At 65.3% G+C, this 15,227-nt stretch carries 16 protein-coding genes, 2 tRNA genes and 2 pseudogenes; 13 read left to right on the top strand and 7 right to left on the bottom strand.

The genetic code is table 11. From position 1 onward, the window contains the following. Positions 1-96: 96 nt before the first annotated feature. Positions 97-285, bottom strand: a pseudogene (locus LIP_RS20690) (CAP domain-containing protein); the annotation flags it as partial. Between the two features lie 226 nt (positions 286-511). Beyond that, positions 512-596, bottom strand: a tRNA-Leu gene (locus tag LIP_RS16925). A 499-nt stretch (positions 597-1,095) separates the two neighbouring features. Between LIP_RS16925 and LIP_RS16920 the strand changes: the two genes are divergently transcribed. Continuing rightward, positions 1,096-1,374 carry a sigma factor-like helix-turn-helix DNA-binding protein gene (locus LIP_RS16920; RefSeq protein ID WP_068141052.1) on the top strand — a complete coding sequence of 93 codons (279 nt, stop codon included), beginning with the start codon at positions 1,096-1,098 and terminating at the stop codon, positions 1,372-1,374. Positions 1,375-1,481: 107 nt separating this feature from the next. Here the strand turns inward: LIP_RS16920 and LIP_RS16915 are convergent. Next, positions 1,482-1,558 (bottom strand) — tRNA-Met (locus LIP_RS16915). Positions 1,559-1,831: 273 nt separating this feature from the next. Between LIP_RS16915 and LIP_RS16910 the strand changes: the two genes are divergently transcribed. The 11 genes from LIP_RS16910 (at position 1,832) to LIP_RS16860 (ending at position 10,592) form a co-directional block, all read left to right on the top strand. Continuing rightward, entirely contained in the window at positions 1,832-2,350 is a 519-nt protein-coding gene (locus LIP_RS16910; RefSeq protein WP_068141051.1) for a DoxX family membrane protein, read from the top strand. Positions 2,351-3,011: 661 nt separating this feature from the next. After that, positions 3,012-3,869, top strand: a complete 858-nt coding sequence (locus tag LIP_RS16905; RefSeq protein ID WP_231699326.1) for a tyrosine-type recombinase/integrase — start codon at positions 3,012-3,014, stop codon at positions 3,867-3,869. Then, a complete protein-coding gene (locus LIP_RS16900) occupies positions 3,866-4,462 on the top strand; it encodes a GNAT family protein (RefSeq protein WP_144440570.1) in 597 nt (198 codons plus the stop codon). The genes LIP_RS16905 and LIP_RS16900 overlap by 4 nt, the downstream gene beginning before the upstream one ends. A gap of 362 nt (positions 4,463-4,824) precedes the next feature. Then, positions 4,825-5,157: a hypothetical protein gene (locus LIP_RS16895; RefSeq protein WP_068141038.1), complete on the top strand. Its 333-nt coding sequence runs from the start codon at positions 4,825-4,827 to the stop codon at positions 5,155-5,157. Between the two features lie 199 nt (positions 5,158-5,356). Continuing rightward, entirely contained in the window at positions 5,357-5,590 is a 234-nt protein-coding gene (locus LIP_RS16890; protein ID WP_068141036.1) for a helix-turn-helix domain-containing protein, read from the top strand. Next, positions 5,587-5,802: a hypothetical protein gene (locus LIP_RS16885; protein ID WP_068141032.1), complete on the top strand. Its 216-nt coding sequence runs from the start codon at positions 5,587-5,589 to the stop codon at positions 5,800-5,802. Before LIP_RS16890 ends, LIP_RS16885 begins: the two co-directional genes overlap by 4 nt. Then, positions 5,795-6,097 (top strand): hypothetical protein, encoded by a 303-nt coding sequence (locus tag LIP_RS16880; RefSeq protein ID WP_068141029.1) that lies wholly within the window; start codon positions 5,795-5,797, stop codon positions 6,095-6,097. Before LIP_RS16885 ends, LIP_RS16880 begins: the two co-directional genes overlap by 8 nt. A 342-nt stretch (positions 6,098-6,439) precedes the next feature. Then, positions 6,440-8,077 (top strand): phage NrS-1 polymerase family protein, encoded by a 1,638-nt coding sequence (locus LIP_RS20190; RefSeq protein WP_068141027.1) that lies wholly within the window; start codon positions 6,440-6,442, stop codon positions 8,075-8,077. Further along, positions 8,044-9,423, top strand: coding sequence for a DUF927 domain-containing protein (locus LIP_RS16870; protein WP_082726500.1), 1,380 nt, complete (start codon positions 8,044-8,046; stop codon positions 9,421-9,423). Before LIP_RS20190 ends, LIP_RS16870 begins: the two co-directional genes overlap by 34 nt. A gap of 485 nt (positions 9,424-9,908) precedes the next feature. Further along, on the top strand, positions 9,909-10,379 hold the full coding sequence (locus LIP_RS16865; RefSeq protein ID WP_068141025.1) for a hypothetical protein: 471 nt from the start codon (positions 9,909-9,911) through the stop codon (positions 10,377-10,379). 15 nt (positions 10,380-10,394) lie between these two features. Then, positions 10,395-10,592, top strand: coding sequence for a hypothetical protein (locus LIP_RS16860; protein WP_068141021.1), 198 nt, complete (start codon positions 10,395-10,397; stop codon positions 10,590-10,592). A 40-nt stretch (positions 10,593-10,632) separates the two neighbouring features. On the opposite strand, the gene LIP_RS16855 is transcribed toward LIP_RS16860, so the two are convergent. From LIP_RS16855 to LIP_RS16840, 4 genes are all read right to left on the bottom strand, one after another. After that, positions 10,633-11,004, bottom strand: a complete 372-nt coding sequence (locus tag LIP_RS16855) for a hypothetical protein (protein ID WP_068141019.1) — start codon at positions 11,002-11,004, stop codon at positions 10,633-10,635. A gap of 321 nt (positions 11,005-11,325) precedes the next feature. Beyond that, on the bottom strand, positions 11,326-11,952 hold the full coding sequence (locus LIP_RS16850; RefSeq protein WP_068141017.1) for a hypothetical protein: 627 nt from the start codon (positions 11,950-11,952) through the stop codon (positions 11,326-11,328). A gap of 54 nt (positions 11,953-12,006) precedes the next feature. Then, entirely contained in the window at positions 12,007-12,549 is a 543-nt protein-coding gene (locus LIP_RS16845; protein ID WP_068141015.1) for a hypothetical protein, read from the bottom strand. Between the two features lie 87 nt (positions 12,550-12,636). Further along, on the bottom strand, positions 12,637-12,864 hold the full coding sequence (locus tag LIP_RS16840; RefSeq protein ID WP_068141012.1) for a hypothetical protein: 228 nt from the start codon (positions 12,862-12,864) through the stop codon (positions 12,637-12,639). Between the two features lie 1,506 nt (positions 12,865-14,370). Here LIP_RS16840 and LIP_RS19870 point away from each other — a divergent pair. Further along, a pseudogene (locus LIP_RS19870) lies at positions 14,371-15,090 on the top strand (IS256 family transposase). Positions 15,091-15,227: the final 137 nt, after the last annotated feature.

Raw genomic sequence — 15,227 nt, 5'->3', positions numbered from 1 at the left:
AAAGTTCGCAGACGACAGCGCAGCGTGGATCTCGCGGGGGCAGGCCCCCAGGCCCAGGTTCTCGCCCCACCAGCGCGGCTCCAGCCCCTGGGCGAGCATGAGGCGGTAGGGCGACTCCCCCGAGGGCGAGACGTGGCCAAAGTAGCCCTTGGCCGCCATGTCTTCCGCCCGAGAGCGGGCCACGGCGGTCAGCGCCTCATCGGATGCCAAGGTTGGGCACCCTCTCGCCTGACGTTCCCGGTTGAGCGCGTCGCGAAGGAACCGCTCCGCCTCCTCGGGAGCCATGGTCTGAGTCCTTGCCCAGGTCTCCATCGCCATCCACGCCTCTTCTCCGGCCAGGCAGGCTCGCGCCCGCCGGCGCGTCGGGCTGTCCAGAGGACGCCCTGCGAGCGCCCCTCCACCCTACGTGCCGCCGCTTCGCCGTGCCCGCCTCGCGAGGCGGAAGGGGAACAGCGGGCGATAGAGGAAAGGCCCGCCGCCTTGGGGCAACGGGCCCATTCCTCGAAAGCCGTGGTGCCGGGGGCGGGATTCGAACCCGCACGCCTTGCGGCAGAGGATTTTAAGTCCCCGGCGTCTGCCGGTTCCGCCACCCCGGCCCGTGGTGCATAGGTGTGATACCGCCCGAAGAGCCTCCCGAGGCTCGCTGTCTCGGGCGTACTCGCGTGGCTCTCCGTGGTCATGCTACCCCACGGACGACCCGCGCTTCAAGCGGGGCCCACGCGTCGCTTTCTTCCAGGCCTCCGGGAGGGCGCCCCTCGGACTCCCCGGAGCCGGAGCACCCCGCCCTCGTCATGTGACTACGATCCGCCCCCCGGGGACTCCTCCTCTCTGCCCCAGGGCACGGCGCGTTCCGGGGTGGACAGGCGGCGGGCTTCCGCTCCTCACTACGGCACACGCTTGGGGGAGGGATCCGCCCTGGAGGGTGGAACCAAGGAGGGCGAGTGCTGTCCACGATTTGTCCACAGGATGTCCACAACTTGTGGATAACTGAGAACGGCACCCGAGGGTGGGAGCAGGGCTGGCACACGGGGTGCGCGGCCCGGGCGCGGCGGGTGTGGAGATGGAGGCTCTGGCCCAGGCAGGGAGGCTCGTCGGGTGCAGATCGAGATCCGGGGCGCGGAACGGCTCAGCTTCCGGGAGCGCCAGGTGGTTGCACTGAAGGAGATGGGCTACGGGAACCAGGACGTGGCCAGGCGCCTGGGGATCGGCCCGGCCAGCGTGGCTACCCTCTACCATCGCGCCAAGACCAAGGGCTACCAGGTGGTCATCGTGCTCGAGGGCGACCCTCTGGGCCTGTTCGCCCCTGACGACGTGTCTGAGGAGAACGGCGCCGGCGAAGCCGGACAGGGCGGCCCCGAGACTGAGCCCGAGTAGTGCGGTGCTGTGCGCCCCTGGCGACCAATGCCTCCAGGCGCCTGCGGCCGCATAGCCCCGGCGAGGGCCGACGCAAACGGGGAGGGCTGGCGCCCTCCCCGGGGGACTGGTAGCGGCGGCTGGATTCGAACCAGCGACCCTGCGGGTATGAACCGCATGCTCTGACCAACTGAGCTACGCCGCCCTATACGACTGCCATTATAGCCGGTCGGGTGCGAGACGGTCAAGGGGCCCTCCTCACCACGGCCTGCGGCCGGCGCGCGCCCTTCCGCGGCCGCCCCGGCGCGCGTATGGGTCATACCACCCAGGACATGACCCGGACCGTTCGGGTGAGATGACCCGCCCAAATCGGGACATTCGGCCATTCTCCCTAGGGTGTGAACCGGAGCACAATAGGGATGCAAGCGGAACCGGGATCGGTGCACAACCCGATCCGGTCCGGAAGGAGGTCCTACTGATGCAGGCGATCAAGCGGATTCTCTTCACGCTCCTGCGGGTCTACGTGGGCTACACGTGGCTCGAGGCCGGGCTTCACAAGGCCGGTGACCCCAACTGGTTCGGGGCCAACGCCGGCGTGGCCATCAGCGGCTTTTTCAAGGGGGTTCTGGCCAAGGCCAGTGGAGACCACCCGGCGGTGCAGGGCTGGTACGCATCGTTCATCGACAACGTCGCCGTGCCCAACGCCACGTTCTTCAGCTACCTGATCGTGCTTGGCGAGATCCTGGTGGGCATCGCACTCATTGTGGGCGTCTTTACCGCCTTCGCAGCGCTGATGGGCGCCGTCATGAACCTGAACTTCCTGCTGGCCGGCTCCACCAGCAGCAACCCGGTGCTCTTCACCCTGGAGATCCTCATCCTGTGGGCAGGGGTTGCAGCCGGCTACTACGGCCTGGACTACTTCGTCCGGCCTTTGCTGCAGCCTTACTGGCAGAGGTTGAAGGATCGGCTGGGGGCCAGCACCCAGGCAGCCGCCTGACGAGGCGGGAACGGCTCGGGGGTGGGGATCTCCGGGTCGGAGGCAAGGGTACCGTCGGATCCCGTGAGGGTGGGAAAGGAAGCGCGCAGCGGGCGCCCGCGAGGGTGCCCGCCGCGCGCCGGAGTCGGGCTCTTGACGGGCGGAAGGTCGAAAGGTATACTCGGTTCTGCGGTGGCGGGCCCGCCAGGGCCGCCAGCCTGCAGTGAAACATGGGCCGTTAGCTCAATCGGCAGAGCAGGGGACTCTTAATCCTTCGCAGTGACGGAGAGTACCCCTGAGGGGTAAAGGAAAGGCCTAACGAAGGGCACTCCAAGACCCCGCCACGAGCATACGGCCACTGAATAACCCGCAGGAACAACGGGGACATCACCCTCCACGATGTCCCTCCTCATCGGTCCTCGGCAGTGGCAGGCAAAAAAAACGAACCTCGTATCCATTCCCCGCCATTTTCCCAGGAATGGGACACCATGGGAGGTTTGGCCATATGCAGCCTGCCGGGGCAAGAGTTGCCCGCGCAACCGTTTCCCGCCAGGGGGGTACCCCGCTCCCGCGGAGAGCAGATGCCCAAGAGTCGCTCGACGCGGCCCTGCGCTTCTTCGACCATTACGGCCTGCGCGCCAACCGCCGGGCCGAAGGCACCCGCAGGTGGTACATGTCCCGCTTGAAGCAGCTCGTCACCTGGCTCAAGGAGCAGGGGGTCGAGCGCATCGGCGAGGTCGACCGCGAGCTGCTGGAGGCCTACAAGCTCGAACTCATCGAAGCCAGCGACCTTGAGGTGGCCTCCGTGAACGGGCATATCCGGGCGCTCAAGCGACTCTTCAACGTAATGGAGGAGTTCGAGATCGTCGAGAAGAACCCGGCCCGGTACGTCCGGCGGCTCAGGGAGGAAGATGTGATCCCCCAGACCCTCTCGGACGAGGAGTGCCTGGCGCTCCTCGGGGCGTTCGACAAGCGGACCTTCGAGGGCCTGCGCAACCACATGCTCATCGTGACACTGCTGGCCACGGGCATGCGCTCTGGCGAGGCGAGGCAGCTCCAGGTGGGCTACCTGGACACCCGCGACCGGATCATCCATGTGCCCGCGTCGATCACCAAGACTAGGCGCTCCAGGGACATCCCCTACGACGGGGCCTACGCGGCGAAGATCAGCTATTACCTGCGGCGGAGGGCCGCATGGTTGAAACAGGCAGGCTGGTCTGACTCGCCGTGGCTCTTCCCCTCGCTGACCCGTGGGCAGGCGCTCAGCAGCTCCGGGGTCTACCACCAGGTTGTGCGGCCTGCGTTCGCCGAGGCCGGGGTGAGCGTCGACGGGCGCAAGGCGGGACCCCACCTGCTGAGGCACACCTTCGCGCACCGCTACCTCCTCGCCTCCAGGGACATCCGCACGCTCCAGCTCATCCTGGGGCACCGGTCCATCACCACGACGGAGATCTACACCAGGCTCCTGAGCGACGAGCTGCAGCACCAGTACGACCAGGTGCGGCCGCTCGCGCAGCTGCTGGGGCAGGGCGGGAGGTGATCGGCGTGGCGTACTCAGTCCACTACTGGAGCGAGACGACCTACTCCCTTGAGCCGGGCGCGTTCAGCTGGCCGTTCCTCGAGGAGCGGTCTGCGACGCTCACGAGCGCCGCTGCCGCCACTGGTGCCGAGCAAGAGCAGGTGGGGGAAATCCACGCGACGCGCGTTGACGTCGGGCTCTGGGAGGATCGTTATGCCGATGAGGTACGCCTCTTGGATGCGCTGGATTTCGTCAGCCAGGACCTGGCACGGGCCGCGGTCGCCGTGCTCGGCCCAGAGAGCGGCGAGCCACGAGACGAGTTCCTCACGGCCCTCGGCCCATTCCCCGCGTTCCTATTCATCAGCCGTTTCGTCGTCCGCCGGGACCTCAGGTCGCAGGGCCTGGGCACGCGCTTCTTCGAGGCGGCCCTCCCGGTCATGGCAGCCGACGCCGGGCTCGTGCTGCTGGAGCCGCTCCCATTCGCCGATGAGTGGGGCTACCATCCTGGGGAGGCGATACCCGAGGAAATGGTGGAGCGGCTCCGGGGCTTCTACCAGCGGCAGGGGTTTAGGCCGCTTGGAGCGACCGGGCTCTGGTACAGGGACAGCATTTGAGCGGCTGGGCCCCGGGGAACCGGGGCCTTCGACTCGCCCCCCGGCAGTCGAGAGGAGCTGGGCGACTCGTAAGGCGCAACTATACAACTTCGCCACCAGGAGTAGAAATTCCTCCTCGCGCTCTTGCACCCGCCGAACGCTCATGGTAGAATGTGCTTGCGGGCCCCCAACATCAGCGCCCACGTACCGGCCCGCCCAGGCGTAAGCCATCCACACGGTAACCTAAGGCGTAAGCCATCCCAGCGGTAAGCGAAACCAAATAGCAGTATTGTCGCGCGCGACTGCGCGGCTCCGGGGCGACGCGCGCCCTGCGGAACCAGCGCGGCGTAGCGGCCGTCCGGGCGAGAGGAGGTGAGTCACAGGTGCATCGGCGGATTGCGGGAGAACTCGTCCCCTACTTCGCCTACGAAGCGGACCTGGACACGGGCAAGGTGACGATGACCGTCTACGCGGGCGAGCGGCTGGACCTGCCGCTCATGGAGGAGCCGGTCGTCCTCGAGCGGGAAATGACCGACGTCGAGCGGGAACTGGCGGAGCGAGCCCTCTCAGGCAAGGACGAAGGCGGGACCGGAATCAGAGCCATCCACGAACTGCACGACCTGATGGAGGAGTGGCACGGCGAGTGGTGCGCGGACCACGCACCGGCTGCATCGCTGGACGAAATCTTGTCGATCGGGTCGCGGAAGCGACCGTAGCAATTGCGCAACGCGCGGGCCCCGGGCAACCGGGGCCTAAACTTTTTTAGCCCCCTTCCAATGCCGCATCTTGGCAAAACACCCAGAACAGGCTCTGCAAACTGGTTTACAAGCTTGCCGACGAATTGTGGTCGGACAAGCTATGCCGCACCACGACGGGATTTTCGTGGTATAGTAAAGGCAGAGAGGGGTGTTAATCATGCAGGAATTGGTCAACGCAAACTACGTCTGTGAACGTCTCAGCATAAGCAAGGCCGTGCTCAGCCAAATGATCCGCCGTGGCGAGATCGCATGTGTCAACATCCGGCCAGGCGGCAAGAGGCCGACCTACCGATTCCCCAAGGCCTGGATCGACCGTCTCGTCGACGGCCAGCTGGCCCGCTTTGGAATCGTTCCTGGAGTCGAATTCAAATCGGCTGGCGAGGCGCAGTGACCACGGGGTACGAAGCCTTCAGGTGGTTCATGACGGCCCTTTTCGGCCCCGGCCCCTGGGTGCGACCCGTCACCAAAACTGACGGGTCCAGCCCCTGGCGGGCCTATTGCCGGGCCCACGGGCTCGACCCAGACACGGGTGAGCCGCTGCCCCAGGACGAGTTGCAGGCGGAGCCCGCGTGGGGCGAGATGGAGGAGGCCCTCGATGGCTGACCGCTGGTCGTCTGTAGGAGCCGACCGGCCCACGGCCGATCTTATCCGCCTCGTGGCCCGGGTCGAGAACATCTCCGTCGTCCACGCCCTCAGAGCCGCGCTCGATCTCGCTATCCGCAGCCGCTACGGGAGCCTCGACGGCCTCAAGGAGGCAGCGAAAGAGCTGCGGGTCTTCCGGGGGTTCGACGAGGAGGGCCCGGCCACGAGGGGAGTCGGCAATGCCGACCCCCTTGAGGCTGCCGAAAGAGGTACTGTCAATGTCAGTACCCCCCGGCGGCTGCGGAGGCGACGGTAGCTGCAAAGCAAGACCCCCGGGTGACTGGCCCGGGGGCGATGGGTGTGTCCCAGTTTCTAGGGCACTGGGCTGCCATTGTCACAGCGGGGAGGAGCTAGGCGAGGAACCCCGCCGTTGAGGAGCACCACCAGATGTCGTCACCCCTCTATAAAGAGTATACCACATCTGGTGCAGACGATGCAACCACGGTGGCCCGCCGGGTCAAGAGCAGGACCACGACGCTGCCCAGCTGGGCGAGGGCGGCGGCCCGGGAGACCGGGTGCAATTCACATTCGACCCAACCAAGCGAAAGGAGCGATTCCCATGCGACCTCTATCGGTCGGGACATGAGGAGAGTCGATCATGGCAGCGGAACTTACCAGGCCAACCCCGCTCCCGGTGCGTGCCGAGGGGATCCCCCAGGAGCTGCAGGAGCGGCCGCAATGGGTACTTTGGCGTTACGGTTTGATTGAGAGTGGCAAGTGGACCAAGGTCCCGTATCAGCTATCCGGGTCGAAGGCGAAATCGGATTCCCCGTCCACCTGGACTACCTTTGATCGGGTTTTGGAGGGGTATGAGTCCGGCGAGTGGGACGGCATCGGCTTCGTCGTCACGGATGGCGACCCTTACGTCGGGATCGATATCGACCACTGCCTGGAGCAGAGCCCCGGGGGCGAGCTGATCCTCTCCCCGCTCGCCCAGGACATCGTTGAACGCCTCAACAGCTACACGGAGATTACCCCGTCGGGCGAGGGCCTCCGCGTTTACGTTCGCGGCAAGCTGCCCGAGGGCAGGAACAAGGACTCCAGCCTGGGGCTTGAGGCGTACGAGACCAAGCGATTCTTTGTCGTCACCGGGCACCGCCTCGATCTGGCGCCTGCTGAGATCGTCGACCGGGACCTGACGTGGCTCCGGGACGAGTACCTGGGGGCCGAGTCCCCCCCGGCCGTCGACGTGACTGCCCACTCCGATGAGCCCCTCACCGAGGACGACCGCCGCCTCATCGAGCGAGCGGCCACGGTGAAGAACGGCGAGAAGTTCAGGACGCTTTGGGAGGGTGGCTGGGAGGGGGAGGACTGGGGTAGCCATTCCGAGGCCGACCTCGCTCTCTGCTCGATCCTGGCCTACTGGACCGACGACGATCCCGAGCGCATCGATCGTTTGTTCCGCCATTCGGGGTTGATGCGGCCAAAATGGGATGAGAGGCATGGGGAGCACACCTACGGAGAGATGACCATCGGCAAGGCCCTGAGCGGGGCAGACGACGGCGTCGAGGGGGCCAGGAAGGTCGCGCTCTCTCTGGCCGAGCGCGCCAAGACTGACCCAGGAGCGGCCTTCGAGCCCGACACGTTGGGGGCGCTGGCGCTGCTGGCGCAGGAGGACCCCGCCGAATGGCAGCGGACCCGCGGGAACCTCCGGGGCAAGGTGAACCTCCGGGACCTCGATGCCGAGGTGGGTAAGGCCCGGCGGGAGCTGGAGGCCCAGAGGCGCCGGGCTAGCCTGCACGTCGTTGGGGCAGGTGACCGGGACGACACGGTTGGGCAGCACTGTCCCGGCGCCCCCGTGCCGAACCAGCCCCTCCGGGTGGGCTCGTACATCGTCACCAACGAGACGGTGATCCGGGAGACCGAAGATGGCCACGTCCCCGTGATTGCCACGGTGGTGCAACTCGTGCAGGTGAACGAGCGGCTGGATGATGACGGGGTGAGCTACCGCCTCGCCTGGCTCGACCGGGGCCGGTGGGTCCAGAGAGACGTGCCGGGGTCGGTGCTCTTCGACCACACGAAGATTCGGGCCCTGGCGGACATGGGGTTCCCCGTGGACTCCCTCAACGCCAAGGTGGTCGTGGGGTACCTTGCTGCCCTGAGGGACCGGATGGAGCTGCCAAGGCAGCGGGTAGCCGGACGCATGGGGTGGGCCCCGGGCAACATGATGACCACACATGAGATTGCGGGGGAGACAAGTAGATGGGAGAAACGGTGGTTTGGTCCGAGAACCTGACGGCCGAAGAGCGGGCTATCAGGGATTCCTTCATGCCCCGGGGGAGCTACGAGGTGCAGCGTGATGCGCTGGTGGAGGCATTCCACAAGTGGCCCCGGCTGGGGTGGGAGGCCGGGAGCGCTGCGGGGACCTGGTTCATCATGCCTCTACTGCAGCGGGGCAAGCTTGATATCCATGGCTGGGTGGTCGAGCACCCACACGAGCGGGCGGGGATCGGCAAGAGTACGGCGATGGAGGCCGTCGCGTCGATCTGGGGCGACCCCACCGTCGGGCGGCTCATCAGGTCGTGGAACGGGACGCTTAACTACCTGGAGAGCCAGATGGCTTTCCTGCATGACCTCCCGCTGTTCCTGGAAGAACTGCAGGGCACAAAGAGCACGGCCCGCATCGATGAGCGGTCAGCCGCTGAGCTGACGGCCTTCATCCACGCCCTGGCCCTCGGCAGGGGCCGGGGGCGACTGAACCGGGACGCAACAATGAGGATCACATCCGAGTACAACGTCATCGCATTCGTCGCTGCGGAGAGGTCCATTCTGGACTACGCTCGAACGACCGAGGGGGTCAGAGACCGGGTGCTCACGATCAAGCCGCCGCTCGGGACGGAGAAGACCCTGGAGGCCGCGAGGGAGAACGACCGGCTGCGGGAGATCGTCCATCAGCATTACGGGCACATGGGCGACCGGACGAAGCCAGTAATCTACGACCTGGTGGTCCGGCGCCCGGACGAGATGGTGAAGCGCTACGACACGATGTGCGCGGTGCTCACCACGATGGCGAGGGTAGGCGCTGAGCAGGCGGGCAGGGCAGCTCGCCTCGCCAAGCGGGTGGCCGTCGGGTGGCTCGGGCTCGTGGCAATGCTCGAGGCTTGCGCGGTCGAGGACGCCAGGGACCTCGCCCGGACCTGCACGCTCATGGCCTGGCGCGATATCGTCGAGGGCATCCCCGCTGCCGATAACGTCCGGGACCAGGGGCTCGACATCGTGAGGGAGTACGTCGCAGCCCACCAGGCGCAGGTGGCTGGATTCGAGCCCGTAGCCAGCGAGGGCTACCACGACAGGGTCACCTACCGGATCCCCAGCGAGTACGTTGGCGGCAAGGCCGTGGTGGACGGTGTGGAGTGCATCGCCGTTTTTCCCGAGGCGCTTGCCAGGTTCCTCGAGAGCCGGGGCATGTCCCTGGACACACTCAGGAGGGCGTGGAACGAAGCCGGGATGATCGTCACAGACGCAAGCGGCAGGACGTCACGGACCGTGCGCCTGAGGCGCCGCGACGGCGAGAGCCTAGGGTCCCCGCGCTGCATCGTCTTCCGTCAAGCCGACCTGCTCGGCGATGAGCACGGCGAGTGATACCTGAGGGCCGGTAACCAGACGACGGGCGGGCAACCGCCCGTTCTTTATGCCCCCGTATCACCCCCCGTATCACCCAGGGTGATACGCGGGAAAGCCCATCAGGACCGCATTTGCACGCCCCGTATCACCGTATCACCTTTTTCGTCGGCAGGGTCCAACTTCTCGGGAGACATACATCCACGCGGGAAGAGGTATATGCCCCCCAAAGAAAGAGCTAGTGACGAAAGGTGATACGGTGATACAGGTGCTCTAGAGTGGCTCTGCCACGGACTTTGAGGCGTATCACCCGTGGTGTCACAGGGGTGATACAGGTGATACAGTCCATCCCATGGGCATTTCCGGGTCTCCAGCCCCTGCCCGCCGAAGGGGGTCGGCGCGACCAACACCCCTCATGGGGCCTGAGGCTGTGCGGCCGAAAAGTGACGCTGCCCCCTTGACACTACGTATACGGCGCCGTATACTGTCACTTGAGGTGGTTCACGATGCCAAAGAAGGTAACCCTTTACGTCCGGGACGGGGATGGGCAGCTGTGGGAACGTGCCAAGGCGCTGGCGGGTGGCGACGATAGCCTGTCAGGCCTCGTGACGGAGGCCCTGCGCAGGTACGTAGACGAGCAGGAGAGGAAGCAGGCCGCGCGGCAGGAGGTTAAGGACCGGATGAGAGAATACGTCCTTGAGACCACGATCATCTCCGGCGGGGTCGTTACTGGGTCAAAGCGGAAAGTTCGTTTCGTTGGGGCGTTGCTGGCGGAAGGCCAGGAGGCCACAACCATTCACGACGTCTTCCTGACCTCAGGTGGCAAGCTGGTGCATTTCATCGAGGCTAGCGATGGGAACTTCTACGACGTGTATGAGACGCTGGACGATCTGGCTGCAAGAGCGGCCGTGCCGGAGGATGTGCTAGCCGAGGCTGTCGAGGCCCTAGGCGAGGAGTACGTGGTAAACATCGACTGAGGAGGTGGCGACAGCATGGAGAACCGGCGCAAGCCGTTGGAGGAGCGGAAGAGCACCGCCCTGTTCGCGCGGTGCGAGCCGGAGCTGCTGAACCTCTTCGACCGGGCCATGGAGGCGAAGTTCGGGGCGCGGAACGGCTCCAAGAGCAAAGTACTGCGCGCGCTCGTGCGGAAGTGGTCGACTCAGGTCATGCAGAAGGCAGCGGCGAGGTAAGCAGCTGCGTGGCGGGCCGCGGTCGCCTGCAGTAAGTCGCCTACCTTTCCTGCTGAGCGCGCTGCTTGGCTTTCCTGATGCCGCCAATACGAGCCTCAAAGCTGCCTTTGGTCCCATCCCGAAGGCCATAACGCTGAGCCAGCTGGCACACCTTGATCGCCGCGTCGTACTCACCGTCCTCGGCCAGGAGGCTGGCCAGCCACACGAAGGTGGGCACGCGCGGCATCGTTCCAAGGTCCTTCTTCAACGGTGCAGCGATCCGCGGGAACTCATCCACGTGCATCTGGGCCACGCGCTTGCACAGGTCCCGCATGGGGGGGTTCTGCCTCTCCTTGTAGGTTGCCTCGACTATCTTCAAGAGCAAGAAGTGACGGTCAATGGGATTCGTGGGCTTGTCCAGCGCGCGCAGCATGCGGCTGAGATCGCCAGACTGTGACGCGTGCCACGCCTCGCCAGCAGCTTGTGGCTTGCCGCCTCGAAGAACCGTAGCCGTCTCGGGAGGGTGCTTCCGACGGCGTCCGAATGGGAATGCCATGCAGAACTCACCTCCGCTAGTACATTCGCGGTGTCGAGGGAGTGTCCTGCTGTTCGTACCCCTGTCGCCCTGCCCGCGGTCTGCTAGAATTAGGGAGGGCAAGCCCAACTGACCACGAATGGGGGGGCACAGGTGCAGCTCGACAACGCCAAGGCCGAGGGGATCAGCCACAAGACGCTCCGCCGGACGAGGAAGCGCTCACGGCAGCTTCTCGATCTCAGGGATCATCTCCTTGACCTTTGCCAGGGGCACCTCGGTGAGGGTAACCGGCGCCCTCACGCGCTGGCCCAGGACGGTCCCAACGGCAAGCTCCGCGTGAATCCTGCCGTCCCGAATGACCGGGTCCCACGCGGCATCTCCCCACACCCCTAGGTGGTAGTAGGCCATCCCGCTGATGGATCTCCCGGGCTCGACGCACAGGTCCCCGCGGTAGATCGGGTCGACCTGCCCGAGGACGGGGAACACCTTGCCATCACCTGTGGGAAGCTGGAAGGTCGGCATCGAAACGTTGATGGGCTTCAGCTCGGCGCGACGGCGAGTCCTCTGGGGCACGTGCAGGTGCCAGGATGTCGGAGTGTCCGCTCCCAACCCGTTGTTGCTGATTCCGATATAGAGCAGGAACCCGAAGCGCCAGGCGGGGTGCCCTTGGTCCTCTCTAGGGGGGAGCCTGAACCACCACTGGTAGACGTCGGGATGGATGAAGGAGACCTCGATCCTAGGGCGATCGCGGCGGTAGTGCCGGAGAATGTACGTCCCGTTCACGACGCCCAGCACCAGCGCGGCGAGTTCGAGAACCGGTCGAAGGACGTTCAGCAGGGCTGTCATAGCCGTGGTCTCGCCTCCTACGGGTCCCGATACGATGCGAGATCGTCGATCTGGTCACACCGCCCAGAGGAAGCAGCTCAGCTTGTCGGCGACGGCCCGAAGGTTTTCCAGGTCAATTACGCGCGAGTCAGGGAACCAAGGAGCCCCGCTCTTGGAGGTAGGGTACCGGAACGCTTCGGAGTTGGGATCTACCTCGTTCAGCTCCCCGATGAGCCTGGTTACCGTGTCGAGGTCTTTCCGGTCTCCGGCGTCCAACTCCTCGATGATCGACCGCAGGGAGCGCCACAGGGCGGCGAGGTTATGGGTTGGCTCCGTTGGACGACGGGGCCCGAGAACGCGGCGCGCTGCCTTCAGGGCAGCCTTGAGCTGCAGCTCGAAGTGCTGTCGGTAACAGTAGGCGATGGGGAAGACGAGGAGGTCCATCCGGCTCCAATCCCCGCGGGTGGACGCTACCAGCGTGTCAGCGGCGTCCTTGTAGGCTTCGATGTATGTGTGCATCTTGAACGGCTGGCGCCTAATCACGGCGTTTCTGGAGCGATCCTCGCCCACGAAGAACCGGTCGGTATCGCTAGGCAACGAGAACCCTTCCTTGGACATTGCCACCCCTCCTGGCTCAGGGATCACCGCCAGGCGTCCTCGTAAGGGGGCAGTCTGAGCGTCGAAGGACAGAGCATTCTCCGTTCGTCAGGCGTCGTGAAGGATCCGCAGGCCTGGGTTCCCGGCCCTCGTAGTTGTCGACACGGCGCGCAGGTAGCCATCGCAGCCCTCGTTGGGGCAGAGGATGTGGTAGGTGTCCGAGCCGGGTTCCTCCAGCTCCATTCTCAGCTCTCGGTCGACGGCAACGTTGCCCTTGTCATCTAGCGGCACCCGTTCAGCGATCAGGGCATTGCACTTCGGGCAGCGCAGATCCATGGTTCCGGCGCCTCCCACACATCACGGCTTCGTAATGCCAGAGTAGCACGCATGTGGAGGAACGTCCATAGCGAGTGCGGCATTCCTTCTACTGGCTCGCGAGGCGGTAGTCGTGCCTCGTGCGGGAGGTGATGTCACGCCTCATCATCTGCGCGTGCTGGTTCCGGTTGGGAACAACTTTGAGCGGGCGAGCCCCGAGGGCAGAGCCGGTTCGTGGCGCCCCACCAGCGGTGCAGCAAAACCTCGCTTCACAGCTTCTCATGACCGCGCATGGGGCGATCGCACCCTGCAAGTTGAGCGAGGGTGATCGGCGCATCGGTCGAAGCAAGATCACACAGTTGCTTGGGTACCACGGTATTAGGATATAGACGAACCGGCTTGCGACTGGTACTGGTTTCCCAGTTGCCGCGCACACGGCGTAGCCGTGAGGCGGTGCCACGCACGCGAAATGGCCTACCACAGCTCCTTTCCACGGCACGGCATCGGCATGGAAGGCGCGAGCAGGACCGTTCCCGGGTGGGACCTTCGGGATCAAGTGCCAGTTTCTGTCTCTCGTACCTGCTCTTGGGCATACGCTGGTCGCGGGGCCAAGCCAGCGCTCTACATTTCCCAGCGCAACCGAATACCAGAGGAGGGTGGGGCGTGAAATGAACGGCCGAAGGAACCGAAGCAGACTGGGTACCCCCGGAAATGTGTCCCACGGCCCCCGGACCGGCTGATGGCAGGAATTGCTATCCCTTCATAAGGAACGGTTTGCCGGGTGCAGAGCCAGAAGGCGGCTAGGAGTGCGCTTCAACGCGCCCCAGGACAACGTCGGCCTCCGCGGCCGGATGAGCGGTACGGACGCGATCGGGCACCGAACCAGGCAGGCTACCTCCACGAGTCTAGGACGCCGGGGGCCTCAGGGCCGTCGGCATGCTCCCCGCACAAATAGACCGGCAGATTGGCGGCGCCAACCTTAGGGCCCCAGTATCTCCTCGAGTGCCCTCCACAGCCGCCTGCGTTGCCCCGCCATGGTCGCGTGATACGATGCGGGGAGGACCTCCGTGGCGATCACGCCGACGCGCTCCGGCCCCCCCACGTGAGCCGCGGGTCACAACGACGACCCTCCCGAATCGCACGCGCCACGTCTTCTGCCAAGCGTTTGACGCCCACCCTCTGTGCCATTGGGTAAACGTGTCTCCGACCCGTGCGGGAGACGACTGCCCGCAGTCACTCGAGGTCCAGCATCCCGAACTGGAATTCGGCACAGGTCGACCCACACCATGACGCCATGCCGTTCGATTAAGAACGTCAGCACGGGTGGGGACCAGGTCACTTGCTCGATGCGACCCAGGAGCTCCTGCGCCTCCATGCCTCCTTCACCTTCGCCGTCCAGGAGGGGCCATGCGTCCGCGAGTAACCTCACCAATGTAGCGACCAAGTAGGAAGGCATAGAGTCGCCGGGACTCAGTTCCTGTCCTTTTCACGGACGACGACGGCCGTCGCCTGATCACCCGGACCGAGGTGAACGAGATCACCGAGACGCTCTGGGAGGAGTACGAGGCTTTCCGAGGCCGCAGCCTGGCTGAGTATGATCTGGTCTACCTCTTCCTGGATGCCGTCTTTGAGCCGCTGCGTCGAACAGGGACCACCCGAGAGGGCATCCTCTGCGCCTGGGGGATCACCGGCCGGCGGGTGTTGCTGCACCTCGCACTGGGCAACAAGGAGAGCTACGCGAACCGGCTCGAGTTCCTCCGGGACATGGTGAGCCGGGGTCTGCAGACCCCACTCACGGCGACCACGGAGGGGGCTCCGGGGCTGATCCGCGCCGTGGAAGACATGGGGCCCAAGAGCCTGCGGGTACGTTGCTGGGCCCACAAGGCTCGAACGTCCTCGACAAGGTGCCGGAGGAGATGCGCCCCGAGGTGAAGGCCCACCTGGTCGCGGTGCGGGAGTCCCACCCATGCGGACGGCAGGGAGGCCGCTCCTCGCTTTGTGGAACGGTTCGAGCGCGCCTACCCTTCCGCGGTACGTACCTTCACCGACGATCTGGAGGCCAGTCTTGATCACCTGAAAGTGCCCCAGGCCCACCGGAAGTACGTGCGCACTACGAACCTGATCGAGCGGAGCTTCGAGGAGCAGCGACGACGCACGAAGGTGCTCCCCCGGTTCTGGACCGAGCATAGCGCCCTCAAGCTGGTCTTCGCAACGCTGCAGAGGGCCACGAAGCGAGGAATCCGTTGAGAAAACGACGCACGCTGCGTGAGGACCAGGTCCTCACATTTTACAGCAGTTAGGGCACATGACCACAAGCCTGTCAAGGTTGTCACACCCTCTGTGACAACTCTTTTCACCCATAAGAAGGGCATTTCCGGCGGATC

It is taken from the genome of Limnochorda pilosa (assembly GCF_001544015.1).
GTDB lineage: Bacteria > Bacillota > Limnochordia > Limnochordales > Limnochordaceae > Limnochorda > Limnochorda pilosa.
Note: the sequence above shows the minus strand (reverse complement) of the source record. Positions and strands in the feature narration are given on the sequence as shown.

Coding starts and splice junctions, on each gene's coding strand:
- LIP_RS16910 (WP_068141051.1), top strand. CDS start 1,832: ATGCAGGCGATCAAGCGGATTCTCTTCACGCTCCTGCGGGTCTACGTG.
- LIP_RS16890 (WP_068141036.1), top strand. CDS start 5,357: ATGCAGGAATTGGTCAACGCAAACTACGTCTGTGAACGTCTCAGCATA.
- LIP_RS16880 (WP_068141029.1), top strand. CDS start 5,795: ATGGCTGACCGCTGGTCGTCTGTAGGAGCCGACCGGCCCACGGCCGAT.
- LIP_RS20190 (WP_068141027.1), top strand. CDS start 6,440: ATGGCAGCGGAACTTACCAGGCCAACCCCGCTCCCGGTGCGTGCCGAG.
- LIP_RS16870 (WP_082726500.1), top strand. CDS start 8,044: ATGGGAGAAACGGTGGTTTGGTCCGAGAACCTGACGGCCGAAGAGCGG.
- LIP_RS16865 (WP_068141025.1), top strand. CDS start 9,909: ATGCCAAAGAAGGTAACCCTTTACGTCCGGGACGGGGATGGGCAGCTG.
- LIP_RS16860 (WP_068141021.1), top strand. CDS start 10,395: ATGGAGAACCGGCGCAAGCCGTTGGAGGAGCGGAAGAGCACCGCCCTG.
- LIP_RS16855 (WP_068141019.1), bottom strand. CDS start 11,004: ATGCTGCGCGCGCTGGACAAGCCCACGAATCCCATTGACCGTCACTTC.
- LIP_RS16850 (WP_068141017.1), bottom strand. CDS start 11,952: ATGACAGCCCTGCTGAACGTCCTTCGACCGGTTCTCGAACTCGCCGCG.
- LIP_RS16845 (WP_068141015.1), bottom strand. CDS start 12,549: ATGTCCAAGGAAGGGTTCTCGTTGCCTAGCGATACCGACCGGTTCTTC.
- LIP_RS16840 (WP_068141012.1), bottom strand. CDS start 12,864: ATGGATCTGCGCTGCCCGAAGTGCAATGCCCTGATCGCTGAACGGGTG.